14 protein-coding genes are annotated in these 12,727 nt (G+C 67.0%); 12 read left to right on the top strand and 2 right to left on the bottom strand.

Annotated features, from left to right (window positions below; genetic code table 11):
• Positions 1-57 precede the first annotated feature (57 nt).
• The 11 genes from M2339_RS05345 (at position 58) to M2339_RS05295 (ending at position 9,686) form a co-directional block, all read left to right on the top strand.
• Positions 58-792, top strand: a complete 735-nt coding sequence (locus tag M2339_RS05345; protein ID WP_264606241.1) for an ImuA family protein — start codon at positions 58-60, stop codon at positions 790-792.
• Entirely contained in the window at positions 710-2,521 is a 1,812-nt protein-coding gene (locus M2339_RS05340; RefSeq protein ID WP_319801108.1) for a DUF6504 family protein, read from the top strand. The genes M2339_RS05345 and M2339_RS05340 overlap by 83 nt, the downstream gene beginning before the upstream one ends.
• Positions 2,521-5,781 (top strand): error-prone DNA polymerase, encoded by a 3,261-nt coding sequence (locus M2339_RS05335; RefSeq protein ID WP_264606240.1) that lies wholly within the window; start codon positions 2,521-2,523, stop codon positions 5,779-5,781. The genes M2339_RS05340 and M2339_RS05335 overlap by 1 nt, the downstream gene beginning before the upstream one ends.
• The gene (locus M2339_RS05330; protein ID WP_264606239.1) at positions 5,768-6,046 is read left to right on the top strand and encodes a hypothetical protein; all 279 of its coding nucleotides are present in this window, start codon (positions 5,768-5,770) and stop codon (positions 6,044-6,046) included. Before M2339_RS05335 ends, M2339_RS05330 begins: the two co-directional genes overlap by 14 nt.
• A 57-nt stretch (positions 6,047-6,103) precedes the next feature.
• Complete coding sequence (locus M2339_RS05325) at positions 6,104-6,367, top strand: DksA/TraR family C4-type zinc finger protein (RefSeq protein ID WP_264606238.1); 264 nt, start codon at positions 6,104-6,106, stop codon at positions 6,365-6,367.
• A gap of 37 nt (positions 6,368-6,404) precedes the next feature.
• The gene (locus M2339_RS05320) at positions 6,405-6,788 is read left to right on the top strand and encodes a thermonuclease family protein (RefSeq protein WP_264606237.1); all 384 of its coding nucleotides are present in this window, start codon (positions 6,405-6,407) and stop codon (positions 6,786-6,788) included.
• A complete protein-coding gene (locus M2339_RS05315; protein WP_264606236.1) occupies positions 6,785-7,366 on the top strand; it encodes an alpha-ketoglutarate-dependent dioxygenase AlkB in 582 nt (193 codons plus the stop codon). The genes M2339_RS05320 and M2339_RS05315 overlap by 4 nt, the downstream gene beginning before the upstream one ends.
• Positions 7,367-7,438: 72 nt before the next feature.
• A complete protein-coding gene (locus M2339_RS05310) occupies positions 7,439-7,621 on the top strand; it encodes a DUF3008 family protein (protein WP_264606235.1) in 183 nt (60 codons plus the stop codon).
• Positions 7,622-7,625: 4 nt separating this feature from the next.
• A complete protein-coding gene (trxC, locus tag M2339_RS05305) occupies positions 7,626-8,081 on the top strand; it encodes a thioredoxin TrxC (RefSeq protein WP_264606234.1) in 456 nt (151 codons plus the stop codon).
• A gap of 74 nt (positions 8,082-8,155) precedes the next feature.
• A complete protein-coding gene (locus M2339_RS05300; RefSeq protein WP_413714892.1) occupies positions 8,156-8,431 on the top strand; it encodes a hypothetical protein in 276 nt (91 codons plus the stop codon).
• Positions 8,432-8,855: 424 nt separating this feature from the next.
• Positions 8,856-9,686: an aldo/keto reductase gene (locus tag M2339_RS05295; protein WP_264606233.1), complete on the top strand. Its 831-nt coding sequence runs from the start codon at positions 8,856-8,858 to the stop codon at positions 9,684-9,686.
• A gap of 36 nt (positions 9,687-9,722) precedes the next feature.
• Here M2339_RS05295 and xth read toward each other — a convergent pair whose 3' ends face one another.
• Positions 9,723-10,529 (bottom strand): exodeoxyribonuclease III, encoded by an 807-nt coding sequence (gene xth / locus M2339_RS05290; RefSeq protein ID WP_264606232.1) that lies wholly within the window; start codon positions 10,527-10,529, stop codon positions 9,723-9,725.
• The gene (gene ligD, locus M2339_RS05285; protein ID WP_264606231.1) at positions 10,526-12,391 is read right to left on the bottom strand and encodes a DNA ligase D; all 1,866 of its coding nucleotides are present in this window, start codon (positions 12,389-12,391) and stop codon (positions 10,526-10,528) included. Before ligD ends, xth begins: the two co-directional genes overlap by 4 nt.
• A 150-nt stretch (positions 12,392-12,541) precedes the next feature.
• On the opposite strand from ligD, the gene M2339_RS05280 reads away from it, so the two are divergent.
• Positions 12,542-12,718, top strand: coding sequence for a DUF3606 domain-containing protein (locus M2339_RS05280; RefSeq protein WP_264606230.1), 177 nt, complete (start codon positions 12,542-12,544; stop codon positions 12,716-12,718).
• Positions 12,719-12,727 lie beyond the last annotated feature (9 nt).

Genomic DNA, 12,727 nt, shown 5'->3' with positions numbered 1-12,727 from the left:
AGTCGATGCTGACCGATGTCCGTACAACCTTCCGCCTTGCCTTGGCCCCCGGCCGAGATGCTCGCCGCGCTTCGCGCCGAGCTTGCGGTCGTGCGCACGACACGCGGGCCGGCGCTCGGATTCGGGCTCCCGGAGATCGACGCCCGGCTTGCCGAGCATGGCCTGGACGCCAGCGGCCTTCATGAGATTGCCGCCGCCACGGCGAGCCTGAACGACGACGCGGCCGCGACGCTGTTCCTGGCGGGAATCGCTGCGCGTTTCTGCGATCAGCCAGGCTTCAACGTCTTCTGGGCGGTTACTGCCTTCGATCTCTACGCGCCTGGTCTTGAACAGGTGGGCCTTGGTCCAGAGAAACTGCTCTATGCACAGGGCCGCAAGGATGCCGAAGTCCTTGCGATGGCCGAGGATGCGCTTCGCGACGGATCGCTCGCCTGCGTGATTGCGGAGGTGAAGGCCGCCGACATGACCGCGACCCGCCGCTTGCAGCTCGCCGCCTGCGACGGCCAAACGCCGATGCTGCTCTTTCGCCGCCACCGCTCGCGTGACCGGTGCCCGCTTACCACGCCCTCGTCGGCGATGACGCGCTGGCGGGTTGGCTGCATCGCTTCCGAACGGCTGCCCTGGCCCGGTGTCGGGCGGCCGCGCTGGCGGGTCGAACTGGCCCGGCAACGGAACGGCGATCCCTTCACACTCGAACTGGAGGCGTGCGATGCCAAGGGTCGCCTCGCTCTTCCTGCCGCAATTGCCGATCGAACGGCTGCGCAGGCAAGAGCGACCAGCTCCGCCGCCTGACGGGCCGCGAGCGGCTGGGCCGCGCCTACCCGAGCCCATCGACGACGATCCCGGCGCCTGCTCGGTACCGCGCGGCGGTGGCTGGCGACCCGGTGCGCGCTGGGCGCGTGACGGAGCGCTCGCACGTCGGCCCTCACCGTCGGACATCGACGCCCTGCCGGCGCACCAGCGGCCGACGATGCGCGAGATGGGCCGGCGAAGCGAGCATGCCGACCATCCGTTTCGCGCCATGCGTCCCGATGACGGGCGGCCCGGCGCAGTCGCCGCGCCGCTGACCTGGGCAACCCTTTGGGGAAATCCCACGGTGCTGGTCACCCGCACGGGGCAGCGCGACGTAATCACCGCGGCGTGCCCTGTCGCGCTCGAACAAGGCCTGCGGCCCGGCATGGCGGCTGCGCATGCTAGAGCCCTTGTTGCCGACCTCGACGTGCGCGACGCCGAGCCGGAAGCCGACCGCGCGCTTCTCGACCGGCTCGCCCTTCATGCCGCCCGGCAATGGACGCCCACTGCCAGTGTCTCCGGTAGCGACGGATTGTGGTTCGACCTCACCGGAACAACGCATCTGTTCGGCGGCGAGGATCGCTTCTGCCGTCGGTTGCTCATGTTCCTGAAGCGCCTCGGCTTCACTGCCCGGATAGCCATCGCCGGCACGCCGGGCGCGGCGCATGCCTTGGCCCGCTTCGGCTCGAACCCAGTCACACTGCTCGGTGTCGGAGAAGAAGCGCAGGCAATCGCGGACCTGCCGCTGGCAGCGCTCCGCCTCGAATCGGACGCGCTGGCCGCAGCGGCACGGTTCGGCCTGGAGCGGATTGTGGACCTCTATCCCATACCGCGCAGTCCGCTCGCGCGCCGGCTTGGCCTCAAAGCCGTCGATCGCCTGGACCAGGCGCGCGGGGGCCTGGCCGAGCCGATCATCCCGGTGGTGCCGACCGAGACGCCGTTGGTCGCGCGTCGACTGCTCGAGCCGATCGCCACGCCCGAGAGCATCGCGCAGGTGATCGGCGACCTTGTCGATGACCTTGTGGCTCTGCTTCGGGCGCGCGGACTCGGTGCCAGGACCGTGCTTCTCACTGCCGATCGCGTCGATGGCGAGGCTCAGCGGCTGGCTGTTGGCGCATCGCGGGCGACACGTGACGATAAGCATCTCCGGCGCATGTTCGCACTCAGGATGGGCGAACTTGAGCCGGGCCTTGGCATCGAGGCGATGCACCTTGCAGTTCCGCATCATGAGCCGCTCGGCGCCCAAGTCGCGGGCGCGCTGCTGGAGACCTCGAGCAAGGCGCGCGATCTTGCGCCGCTCATCGATCAGCTCGGCGCGCGTGCCGGCGCGTCTGCGCTGTTTCGCATCTCCTCGGAGGAAAGCGATGTGCCCGAACGCGCGATGCGCCGCGTGTCGCCGCTGGACGCTCCGGACGGCTGGCCGGCCTGGAAGCGGCCGGTCCGGCTGCTCAAGCGGCCCGAACCGCTCTCCAACGTCGTGGCGCTGTTGCCGGATCATCCCCCGCGCCGCTTCACCTGGCGCCGGCAGAATTACCGCGTCGTCGCCGGTGACGGCCCCGAGCGGGTCCATGGCGAATGGTGGCGCAACACCAGGGAGATGTGGGCGGTCAGGGACTATTTCCGGGTTGAGGCCGAGGGCGGTGCGCGTTTCTGGCTGTTCCGTCGAGGTGACGGCGTCGATGCGCCGACCGGCGATCTTAGCTGGTACATGCACGGGATGTTCGGCTGATGGCCACCTATGTCGAACTGCAGGTCACCAGCCATTTCTCCTTCCTGCGCGGCGCGTCTTCACCCGAAGAACTGTTCGCGGCGGCGGCGCTGCTGGGCCACGCGGCGATGGGCCTGTCCGACTGGAGCACGGTCGCGGGCGTGGTGCGGGGATGGGATGGCCAGAAGGCGACCGGCGTCCGCATGATCCCCGGCGCGCGCGTCGACCTGGCCGATGGCCGTGCGCTGTTGCTCTATCCCCGGACACGGCCGGCTTGGTCGCGGCTCACGCGGTTGCTGTCGATCGGCAAGGCGCGTGGCGGGAAAGGCAGGTGCATCCTCAACTGGGCCGACGTCGCGGCGCACGCCGACAACATGGTCGGCATCCTCGTGCCGGACATGCCCGGCGAAGCAGTGGAGGTCCATCTTCACGACCTGCGCGAGGTGTTCGGCACACGAGGCTATTGCGCGCTGTCGCTCCGTCGGCGGCCGGACGATGCCGAGCGGCTGCATCGGCTCAACGCGCAAGCACGCGCGGCAGGTGTCCGCAGCGTCGCGACCGGAGACGTGCTCTATCATAGCGCCGAGCGACGACCGCTGCAGGATGTGGTGAGCGCGATCCGCGAGAAGTGCACCATCGACACGCTGGGCTTCAAGCGCGAGCGGTTCATGGACCGCAACCTGAAATCGCCGGATGAGATGGAGCGCCGCTTCGCCGCTTTTCCCGATGCGATCAAGGCCAGCGCCGACATTGCGCGGCAATGCAGCTTCGACCTCGGCGAGATCCAGTACCAATATCCATACGAGCAGGTTATCGAGGGCCGGACCGCGCAGGAGGCGCTGGCTGCGCTCACCGAGGAAGCTGCCGCCACCAAATTCCCCGACGGGGTGCCGCAGCGCTACCGCGACCAGATCGACCATGAGCTCGGCCTGATCGGGCAGCTCGGCTATGCGCCATACTTCCTGACCGTCAATTCGATCGTCGCCGAGAGCCGGCGACGCGGTATCCTCTGCCAGGGCCGGGGGTCGGCAGCCAACAGCTGCGTCTGCTATCTGCTCGGGGTCACCTCGATCGATCCGATCCAGCACGAGCTACTGTTTGAGCGGTTCGTCTCGGGTGAGCGCCGCGAGCCCCCCGACATCGATGTCGACTTCGAGCATGAGCGGCGCGAGGAGATCATCCAGTGGATCTACGAAACCTATGGCCGTGACCGCTCGGCACTGACCGCGGTCGTGACCCGCTATCGCACGCGCGGCGCGGTTGCCGAGGTCGGCAAGGCGCTTGGGCTGCCGCGCGACCTGACCAAGATGCTCACCGGGCTCGTCTGGGGCTGGAGCATGGACGGCATCCCGCAGGAGCAGATCGAGAGCCTGAACCTCAATGCCGACGATCACCGGCTCAAGCTGACCCTGGAATTGGCGCGTCAGTTGATCGGCACGCCGCGGCATCTCTCCCAGCACCCGGGCGGCTTCGTGCTGACCCAAGACCGGCTGGACGACCTCGTCCCGATCGAGCCGGCACGGATGGAGGACCGGCAGATCATCGAATGGGACAAGGACGATATCGACGCGCTCAAGTTCATGAAGGTTGACGTGCTCGGCCTCGGCATGCTCGGCTGCATGAACCGGGCCTTCAACCTGCTGGAGCAGGAAAAGGGCATTAAGATCGGCATGGCCGATCTGCAGGACGACGATCCTGACGTCTACGCGATGATCCAGAAGGCCGACACGCTGGGTGTCTTCCAGATCGAGAGCAGGGCGCAGATGTCGATGCTGCCGCGGATGAAGCCCAAGGAATTCTACGACCTCGTCATCGAAGTTGCGATCGTGCGGCCAGGCCCGATCCAGGGCGACATGGTCCATCCCTATCTTCGCCGGCGCGAGGGCAAGGAGAGGCCGGAATATCCCAAGCCTGAGCTGCGCGCTGTGCTCGAGAAGACGCTTGGCGTGCCGCTGTTCCAGGAACAGGCGATGAAGGTCGCCATTGTCGGCGCGGGGTTCACGCCAGTCGAGGCCGATCAGCTTCGCCGCGCCATGGCAACGTTCAAGCTGACCGGCGGCGTAAGCCATTTTTACGACAAGTTGGTCGGGGGGATGATCGCGCGCGGCTATCCCAAGGACTTTGCCGAGCGCACCTTCAAGCAGATCGAGGGATTCGGCTCCTACGGCTTTCCGGAAAGCCATGCCGCCTCGTTCGCCAAGATCGCCTATGCCTCGTGCTGGGTGAAGCATCATCATCCGGACGTGTTCTGCGCGGCGTTGCTCAATGCGCAGCCGATGGGATTCTATGCGCCGGCACAGATCGTGACGGATGCCCGCAAGCACGGCGTCGAGGTACGGCCGGTTTCAATCAACCACAGCCACTGGGATTGTACGCTCGAACCGACCGGTGGCCGCTATCTCGCCGTCCGGCTCGGCATGTGCATGGTGCGAGGGCTCGCCAATATCCATGGCGCGGCGATCGTCGGTGCGCGCGGTCCTGCGCCCTATGACAGCGTCGAGGAGGTATGGCGCCGCGCCGGGACACCGCGCGCCGCGATCGAGCGCCTGGCCGAGGCCGATGCATTTCACTGCATCGACGAGAACCGGCGCCAGGGCCTGTGGAAGGTCAAGGGGCTGGGCGAAGCACCGCTACCGCTGTTCGCAGCCGCCGATGCGCGCGAGGGCGGCTTCTCGCCTGAAGGCATGGAGCCGGATGTAGCGCTCAGGCCGATGGCCGCGGGCCGCGAGGTGGTCGAGGACTATCGCTCGCTGCAACTTTCGCTGCGTGGCCATCCGCTCCAGTTCCTGCGCAGCCAGCTCGAAAAGATGCGCATCGTGAGATGTGCCGACCTTCCGAACGTGCGCGACGGTCGCAATGTCGAGGTCGCCGGCGTCATCCTCGTGCGCCAGCGGCCCGGCTCGGCGAAGGGCGTGTTGTTCGTGACGATCGAGGATGAGACCGGCGTGGCGCAGGGCATTCTCTGGCCCGACCGCTTCGAGATCTATCGCCGGCAGGTCATGTCCGCGTCGATGATCGCTATGCGCGGCCGCCTCCAGAAGGAGGGCGAGGTTATCCATGTCATCTGCGACCGCATTACCGACCATGACGCGATGCTACGCTCGATCGGGCGCATGGACTTCACCGTGGCCCCCGGGCGCGGCGATGGCGCCTCGCACGGTGGTGGTCCCGATCCGCGAGGCCCGAGCTTCCCGCGCGGTCGCACACTCGCCTCGCCGCCGTTCGGCAGCGCGCAGGAGCAGGAGGAAATCCTCCGCATCCGCAGCCATGACTTTCACTAAGGACGCGACGGCGGCGCGTGCGGCCGGAACGATCGAACGCGCGCTCAATGTCCTGCGCGAGGCGACGGCCGCGAAGAGCAGGGTGCAAACGCGCGGGGTGTCGCTGGCATTATGGGACCTGCGGCCCTGGTGTCCCGACGAGTGGCTCGTCGCCTTCTGGGAAGCAGCCGGTTCCGATCACGATATCGGGCGAAGCCAGGGCCTCCATGCCGCCTACAACGGGATCGTCCGGCAAGTGCGAAGCAGCGGTGGAACCGTGAAATGACGAGATCGATTTCCTATATTGGAGCCAGGACAATCTTACCCGCAGGACAAGCCGAACATGGCCAATGGCTGGGCGCCCGACGGCGCCGTACAGGAACAGATCGAGGACAGTGTGAAGGACGCGCTGGCGATGGCCCGGGCGCGCATGCCCTCCGGCGAAGGGCTCGACGATTGCGAGGAATGCGGCGAACCCATCCCGCCGGAGCGCCGCGAGGCGCTCCCCGGCGCGCGCACCTGCGTCGCCTGCCAGTCGGCACGCGACAAGCGACCGATCTTCGCCGGGATCAACCGTCGCGGCAGCAAGGACAGCCAGCTTCGCTGAAAGGCCACGAGTGAAGTCCCGGCTTCCGCTTGCCTTCGTGGTGACCGTGGTCGCCCTCTGGGCGTGGCCTGCGCTCGCCGATCCGTGCGAGGGCGCCCTTCCACGCAACGGCGCCACGTTCTCGGGCACCGTCCGCTATGTCGGTGACGGGGACGGGCTTTGCGTTGGGCCTGCCGGACGACCCGACCACTGGATCGAGATCCGCCTCGCCGACTTCTACGCACCCGAACTGCATGAGGCCGGCGGCGCCGAGGCCAAGCGCCGGCTCGAACGGGCGGCGATGGGCAAGACGCTCGTCTGTCGCGCCGGGCGGCGCAGCTACGATCGCGTGGTCGCGGCCTGCATGCTGGGCGGCCGGCCGCTCGGTCAGTTGCTTCGTCGTGCCGGTGGCGTGGAAGGCGGCCGGGGCCGGCAGCGATGACCGCCATGCTCGACCTGTTCGACGTGCCGGTGGTGCCGGGGCTTTCGTACTCCGCGGATTTCCTGTCACATGCAGAGGAAGCGGACCTGATTGCACGCATCGACGGCGAGCGGCTCACGCCGTTCAAGTTCCAGCAGTGGACCGGCAAGCGCCTCACGCACAGCTTCGGCTGGAGCTACGACTTCGAGCGCCACAGCTTCGCCCCCACCGATCCGATTCCCGACTGGCTCCAGCCCGTGAAGGCACGGGCGGCGAGGTTCGCGGGGTTGGCGCCCGACGATCTCGTCCAGGCCTTGCTGATCCGCTACGATCCAGGCGCCGGGATCGGCTGGCACAAGGACCGGCCGGTGTTCGAGCACGTCGTCGGGATTTCGCTCGGCAATGCCGCGGTACTGCGCCTGCGTTGCCGCTCGCCCGCCGGGTTCGAGCGCGCCAAAGCCGAGCTTGTCCCACGCTCAATCTATCACCTGTCGGGCGAGGTGCGGCACCACTGGGAGCACAGCATCGCCGCGATGGAGGTGCCGCGCTGGTCCATCACTTTTCGCAGCCTGTCCGACCGAGGGCCACATCGTTCTTGACTGGCCAGCGCACGAAAACCTTTCCGGGCCTGGCGAGTTTGATCGGCACAAGGTTACCAAAGGAGAGAACCAATGCCCGCAACGTCCAAGGCCCAGCAGAAAGCCGCCGGCGCGGCGCTTGCCGCCAAGCGTGGCGACCAGCCAAAGTCCAAGCTCAAGGGCGCGTCGAAGCAGATGGAGGAGTCGATGAGCGAGAAGCAGCTCGAGGAGTTCGCGAGCACTGACCGCAAGGGCCTTCCGGAAAAGAAGGGTTGACCCCGTGGCCAGCGCCGCAACCGAGGCACTGATCATCGCGTGCCCGAACTGCGCGGCGTCGAACCGCGTGCCGCGCGACAAGCTCGGTGCTGGCGGCAAGTGTGGCAAATGTCATCGCGCCCTGTTCGACGGAAGGCCGCTGACGCTGACGGCAGCCAATTTCGACGCCCATGCGAGCCGCGCCGACATTCCGCTCCTCGTCGACTTCTGGGCAGGCTGGTGCGGCCCGTGCCGCCAGATGGCGCCGGCGTTCGAGGCGGCCGCGCGCGAGCTCGAACCCGGCTTCCGGCTCGGCAAGCTGGACACCGAGAGCGAGCAGGCGATCGCGGGCCGTTTCGGCATCCGCTCGATCCCGACGATGATCCTGTTCCGCAAGGGGCGCGAGGTTGCCCGCCAGTCCGGCGCGATGCCGCTGCAGGCGATCGTCAGCTGGGCACGGCAGTCGGCCGCGAACCAGTGAGCAAGCCAGGCCGCGTCCGCCTTGCGCGCGATGCCAAGGCCTATCCGACAACCCCGGATGGCCGTTACTTCGTGGTGCGCGGGCGTCTGTGGCGGACCAGCAACCCGGCGCTCGTGCCCGAGCTGCGCGAGAGACTGGTGAAGGAACTGATGACCGCGCGGCGCGCGGTGGCTAGGGCGCGCCGGGCCGGCGACCCAGACGCCGAGGCGGCCGCCCACGCTGCCGTCGATCGTGCAAAGATCGCGCTCGGCGAGCGGGGACCCGTCTGGTGGGACGACGGCGCGCCCGACCTCAACCGCCACATGGCCCGCAACACGCCCTATGCTGACTGGTCCGCTGGTGTAAGCTGATACCGTGGGGCCGCACCTGTCTGCGACCAGCTCAACCGTGCTGGGAAGCGCTGCCGACAGCCGTCGTCTGTTCGACCGCATGGCCGAGCGGGTGTTCATGAGCGTCGGGAGGTTCGGCACAGCACGGGCAATTCCGCGGTGCGCGCTCGCGGTTCCTTGACTTGAGCGCACGTCGCTCCGCCCGGTTCATCGGCGGCGTGGTAGGTTCTCCCGGCGTGGTCACTTCGATCGTTTCCCAGTAAGGCTGTCATCTATTCTTCTGAACGGCTCGGTACATTCGCCGTTCCAGCGGCTGCGCTACGTCCTTGGCCTGGGAACGCGTCGTCGGGCTGCCGCAGCCGGCCGACCGCATGAATTGGCCTGCGCTGGCGCGGAAGTGGCGCCCGTGCGTTTATGACTGTCGGACCAGCCACCGGAGACGTCCATGCGCAATATCGATCTGCCAGGCGGCGAGCAGGTACCCTGCCTCGGACAGGGGACATGGATGATCGGGGAGCGCAAGGACCGTCGCGACGCCGAAATGGCCGCGCTGCGCGCCGGTGTCGATCTTGGCATGACGCTGATCGATACCGCCGAGATGTACGGCGAGGGCGCGAGCGAGACACTGGTCGGCGAAGCGATCGCCGGCCGGCGCGACGAGGTGTTCCTGGTCAGCAAGGCCTATCCGCAGAACGCCTCCCGCGCCCGGCTGCCGCGTTCGTGCGAGGCAAGCCTCAAGCGGCTCGGCACCGACCGGCTCGACCTCTACCTCCTGCACTGGCGCGGCAGCGTGCCGCTGAAGGAGACGATCGAGGCGATGCAGGCCCTGCAGCGGGGCGGAAAGATCCGCCACTGGGGCGTCAGCAATCTCGACACGGACGATATGGAAGAACTGGTGGCCGCCGGCGGCTCCTCCTGCGCTACCGACCAGGTCCTCTACAACCTGACCCGCCGCGGGCCGGAGCACGATCTCCTGCCGTGGCTGCATGACCATGGCATGACGGTGATGGCCTACAGCCCGGTCGAGCAGGGCCGCCTGCCGGGCAATCACCGGCTTCAGTCCCTCGCCTCGGACCTGGGCGTGACCCCAGCCAAGCTGGCGCTCGCCTGGGTGCTGCGACAGCCCGGCCTGATCGCAATTCCCAAGACGGCAACGGTCGAGCATGTGCGCGAGAATCGCGCCGCCGCCGATATTGCGCTCGATGCGGACATCCTCGCGCAGCTCGACGTGGCATTTCCCCTGCCGCGCGGGCGACGTCCGCTGGAGATGCTGTAGACCTCGTCTCCAGTCCCGGGTCACCTGGCAGCGGGGTCAGCTCGCCGGCTTGCGACGCTTGCGCCTTGGCTTGTCGGCCAGTTCGATCCAGACCGGGGCATGGTCGCTGGTCTTCTCCCAGCCGCGAACATGCCGGTCGACCTGCGCATCGACGAGCCGGTCGGCAAGCGCCGGACTGAGCAGCAGGTGATCAATCCGCAATCCGGCATCGCGCGCATAGGCGTTCCGGAAATAATCCCAGAAGGTGTAGATCGTCTCGTCGGGATGGATGGTGCGCAGGGCGTCGGTCCAGCCCTGGCCGGTCAGGCGAAAGAAGGCGGCGCGTACCTCCGGCGCGAACAGCGCGTCGTCGAGCCAGCGCTCGGGTTTGTAGACGTCGCGTTCGGTCGGCATGACGTTGAAGTCGCCCAGCAGCAGGACCGGCAGGCCGCTTTCCAGCAGGCTCGCGGCATGCTCGATCAGCGCGTCGAACCATTTCAGCTTGTAGTCGAACTTGGGGCCGGGCCTGGGGTTGCCGTTCGGGAGGTACAGGCCGCCGATCAGGATGCCATTGACCGCCGCCTCGATATAGCGGCTCTGCGTCGCGTCGGGGTCGCTGGGAAGGCCGCGCCTCGTCTCGTGGATCTCGCCGACACGGCTGAGCAGCGCGACGCCGTTCCAACTCTTCTGCCCGTGCCAGATCACATCATAGCCAAGGTCGCGGATCGCCGTCTCGGGGAACTTCTCCTGCGGTGCCTTCAATTCTTGCAGTACGACAATGTCCGGCTCGGCCTCTGACAGCCAGCGCAGCAGCACCGCAAGCCGGCCATTGACGCCGTTCACATTGTAGGTGGCGATCTTCACAGGTCGGGCAGCACCTGGTCGGCGCGGCCCCAGCCGGCCAGCACCTTCGACGATGCACGCTTCACCAGTTCGCCCGCGTCGCCAATGTGGAAATGGTTGGGCGCGTCGATCGTCTCCATTTCCTTCCATGTGATCGGCGCCGCCACGGGAGCTTCGGGCCGGGCGCGGACCGCATAGGGCATGACTGCGGTCGCGCCGCGCTGGTTGCGCAGGTAATCGACAAAGATGCGGCCCTTGCGCTGGACCTTGGGCAAGGCGGCGGTGAAGTTGGCGGGATCGCTCTGTGCGACCGCCTGGGCGAGGCGGCGGGCGAAGTCCTTGACCTCGGGCCACTCGGCCTGCGGCACCAATGGCGCGATGACGTGGATGCCCTTGCCGCCGGTCACCATCGGGAATGTCTCGAGCCCGATCGACTTCAAGATATCGCGGAAGTGGAACGCGGCCTTGCGCACCGCCTCGAAGTCAAGACCCTCATCGGGGTCGAGATCGAACACCAGTCGATCGGCCTTCTCGACATCCTCGATGCGCGCGCCCCAGCCATGGAATTCGATCGTGCCCATCTGCACGCAGGTGAGCAGGCCATCACTGGTATCGACGAAGAGATATGGCTCCTCATGGCCATCTTTCTCCATGATCCCGACATGCTTGACCGTGTCGCCGAAGCTGCCGGCATCGTGCTTCTGGAAGAAGCATTTCTTGGCGCGACCCTGAGGGCAGCGGACCAGGCTGATCGGGCGGCTCCCGGCCCAGGGCAGCATCACCGGCGCGAGCGCTGCATAATAGTCTGCGAGCTGGCCCTTGGTAATGCTCGACTCCGGGAAGATCACCCGGTCGCGATTGCTGATCTTGACCTTGCTGGCCGCAGGCGCCGCGACTTCGGCGACGTGCGCCTCGGTCTCGAGAACCACCGCCTCAGGCTTCTTGTCCTCGCGCAGGCCGAGATAGCTCGGATGGCGCAGTGTGCCCTCGTTGGTCATCTCGGTATAGGCGATCTCGGCGACCAGCGCGGGCTTCAGCCAGTGTGCGCCACGGACCTCGGCGCGCGGCGCCTTTACGGTCGGCTCCTTGCGTTCGAGCGGCTTCATCCGCTCCATGAGCGAAAGGATCTCATCCATCGTGAAACCGGTGCCGACCTTGCCGGCGTAGCGCAGTTCGCCCTTGTCATGGATGCCTAGGATCAGCGAGCGGAAGGCGCGCGACTTGTCGGACGGCGTCCAGCCGACGATCACGAATTCCTGGCGCTTGATGCACTTGGTCTTGAGCCAGCCGCCCGAGCGTGACCCGATATAGCGCGCGTCCGCCCTCTTCGAGATCACGCCCTCGAGCCCCGCATCGCAGAAGCTGTGCAACAGCTTCTCGCCATTGCCTTCGATATGCTCGGAAAAGCGGATGCGCGGCTCGCCATCTGGCAGGATCGCGCGGAGCTTCGCCTTGCGCTCGACCAGCGGCAGGTTGGTGAGGTCTTCGCCGTCCAGTTCGAGCAGGTCGAAGGCGATGAAGTCGATGATCGCGGGCGCTCCCTTGAGTGCGCCCTGCAGCGCCTGGAAACTCGACCGACCGTGCTCGTCCATGACGACGGCTTCGCCGTCAAGCAGGGCGGAGCGCACCTTCAGCCCGGCGGCCTGCGCGACGATGTCGGCAAACTTGTCCGACCAGTCGAGACCCGAGCGCGTATAAGCGCGCGCCTTACCATCGCCGATAGCCACCTCTAGCCGATAGCCATCGTACTTCATTTCGTGGAGCCAGCGGCTTCCTGTCGGGACGGCATCGACCAACGTCGCCAGTTGCACCGGACGAAACGCGGGCGGCGCCAGCGTCACAGTACGGGCCGGCTTGGCAGCCTTCGCGCTCAAGCGCGACATGATAGCTCAATGCATTCCATTGCAGTCGAAATACGTGCCGCGCCGACTCGTTCCGGCGCTCGAAAGACTCGTCTCGCCGACCTGCAAGACGGCGCGGAAACGTCATGCGCCGCGCGGCGTTTTCTGCAGCGTCATAACAGGAGAGAACCCATGGCAGACGACAAGACACTTCGCGGGCCGCAAGACGCGTCGCGCATCGCGCTCGGCGAGGACTATGAGGTCGAATATTGGACCAGCAAGTTTGGTGTGAGCCGCGAGCGGCTGGAACAGGCGGTGAAGGCGGTCGGCAACAGCGCCGACGCCGTCGAGCGGCAACTCAGGGGCTGACGGCGTCGC

Source organism: Sphingobium sp. B2D3C (genome assembly GCF_025961835.1).
GTDB lineage: Bacteria > Pseudomonadota > Alphaproteobacteria > Sphingomonadales > Sphingomonadaceae > Sphingobium.
Note: the sequence above shows the minus strand (reverse complement) of the source record. Positions and strands in the feature narration are given on the sequence as shown.

Coding starts and splice junctions, on each gene's coding strand:
- M2339_RS05345 (WP_264606241.1), top strand. CDS start 58: ATGCTCGCCGCGCTTCGCGCCGAGCTTGCGGTCGTGCGCACGACACGC.
- M2339_RS05340 (WP_319801108.1), top strand. CDS start 710: ATGCCAAGGGTCGCCTCGCTCTTCCTGCCGCAATTGCCGATCGAACGG.
- M2339_RS05335 (WP_264606240.1), top strand. CDS start 2,521: ATGGCCACCTATGTCGAACTGCAGGTCACCAGCCATTTCTCCTTCCTG.
- M2339_RS05330 (WP_264606239.1), top strand. CDS start 5,768: ATGACTTTCACTAAGGACGCGACGGCGGCGCGTGCGGCCGGAACGATC.
- M2339_RS05325 (WP_264606238.1), top strand. CDS start 6,104: ATGGCCAATGGCTGGGCGCCCGACGGCGCCGTACAGGAACAGATCGAG.
- M2339_RS05315 (WP_264606236.1), top strand. CDS start 6,785: ATGACCGCCATGCTCGACCTGTTCGACGTGCCGGTGGTGCCGGGGCTT.
- M2339_RS05310 (WP_264606235.1), top strand. CDS start 7,439: ATGCCCGCAACGTCCAAGGCCCAGCAGAAAGCCGCCGGCGCGGCGCTT.
- M2339_RS05295 (WP_264606233.1), top strand. CDS start 8,856: ATGCGCAATATCGATCTGCCAGGCGGCGAGCAGGTACCCTGCCTCGGA.
- ligD (WP_264606231.1), bottom strand. CDS start 12,391: ATGTCGCGCTTGAGCGCGAAGGCTGCCAAGCCGGCCCGTACTGTGACG.
- M2339_RS05280 (WP_264606230.1), top strand. CDS start 12,542: ATGGCAGACGACAAGACACTTCGCGGGCCGCAAGACGCGTCGCGCATC.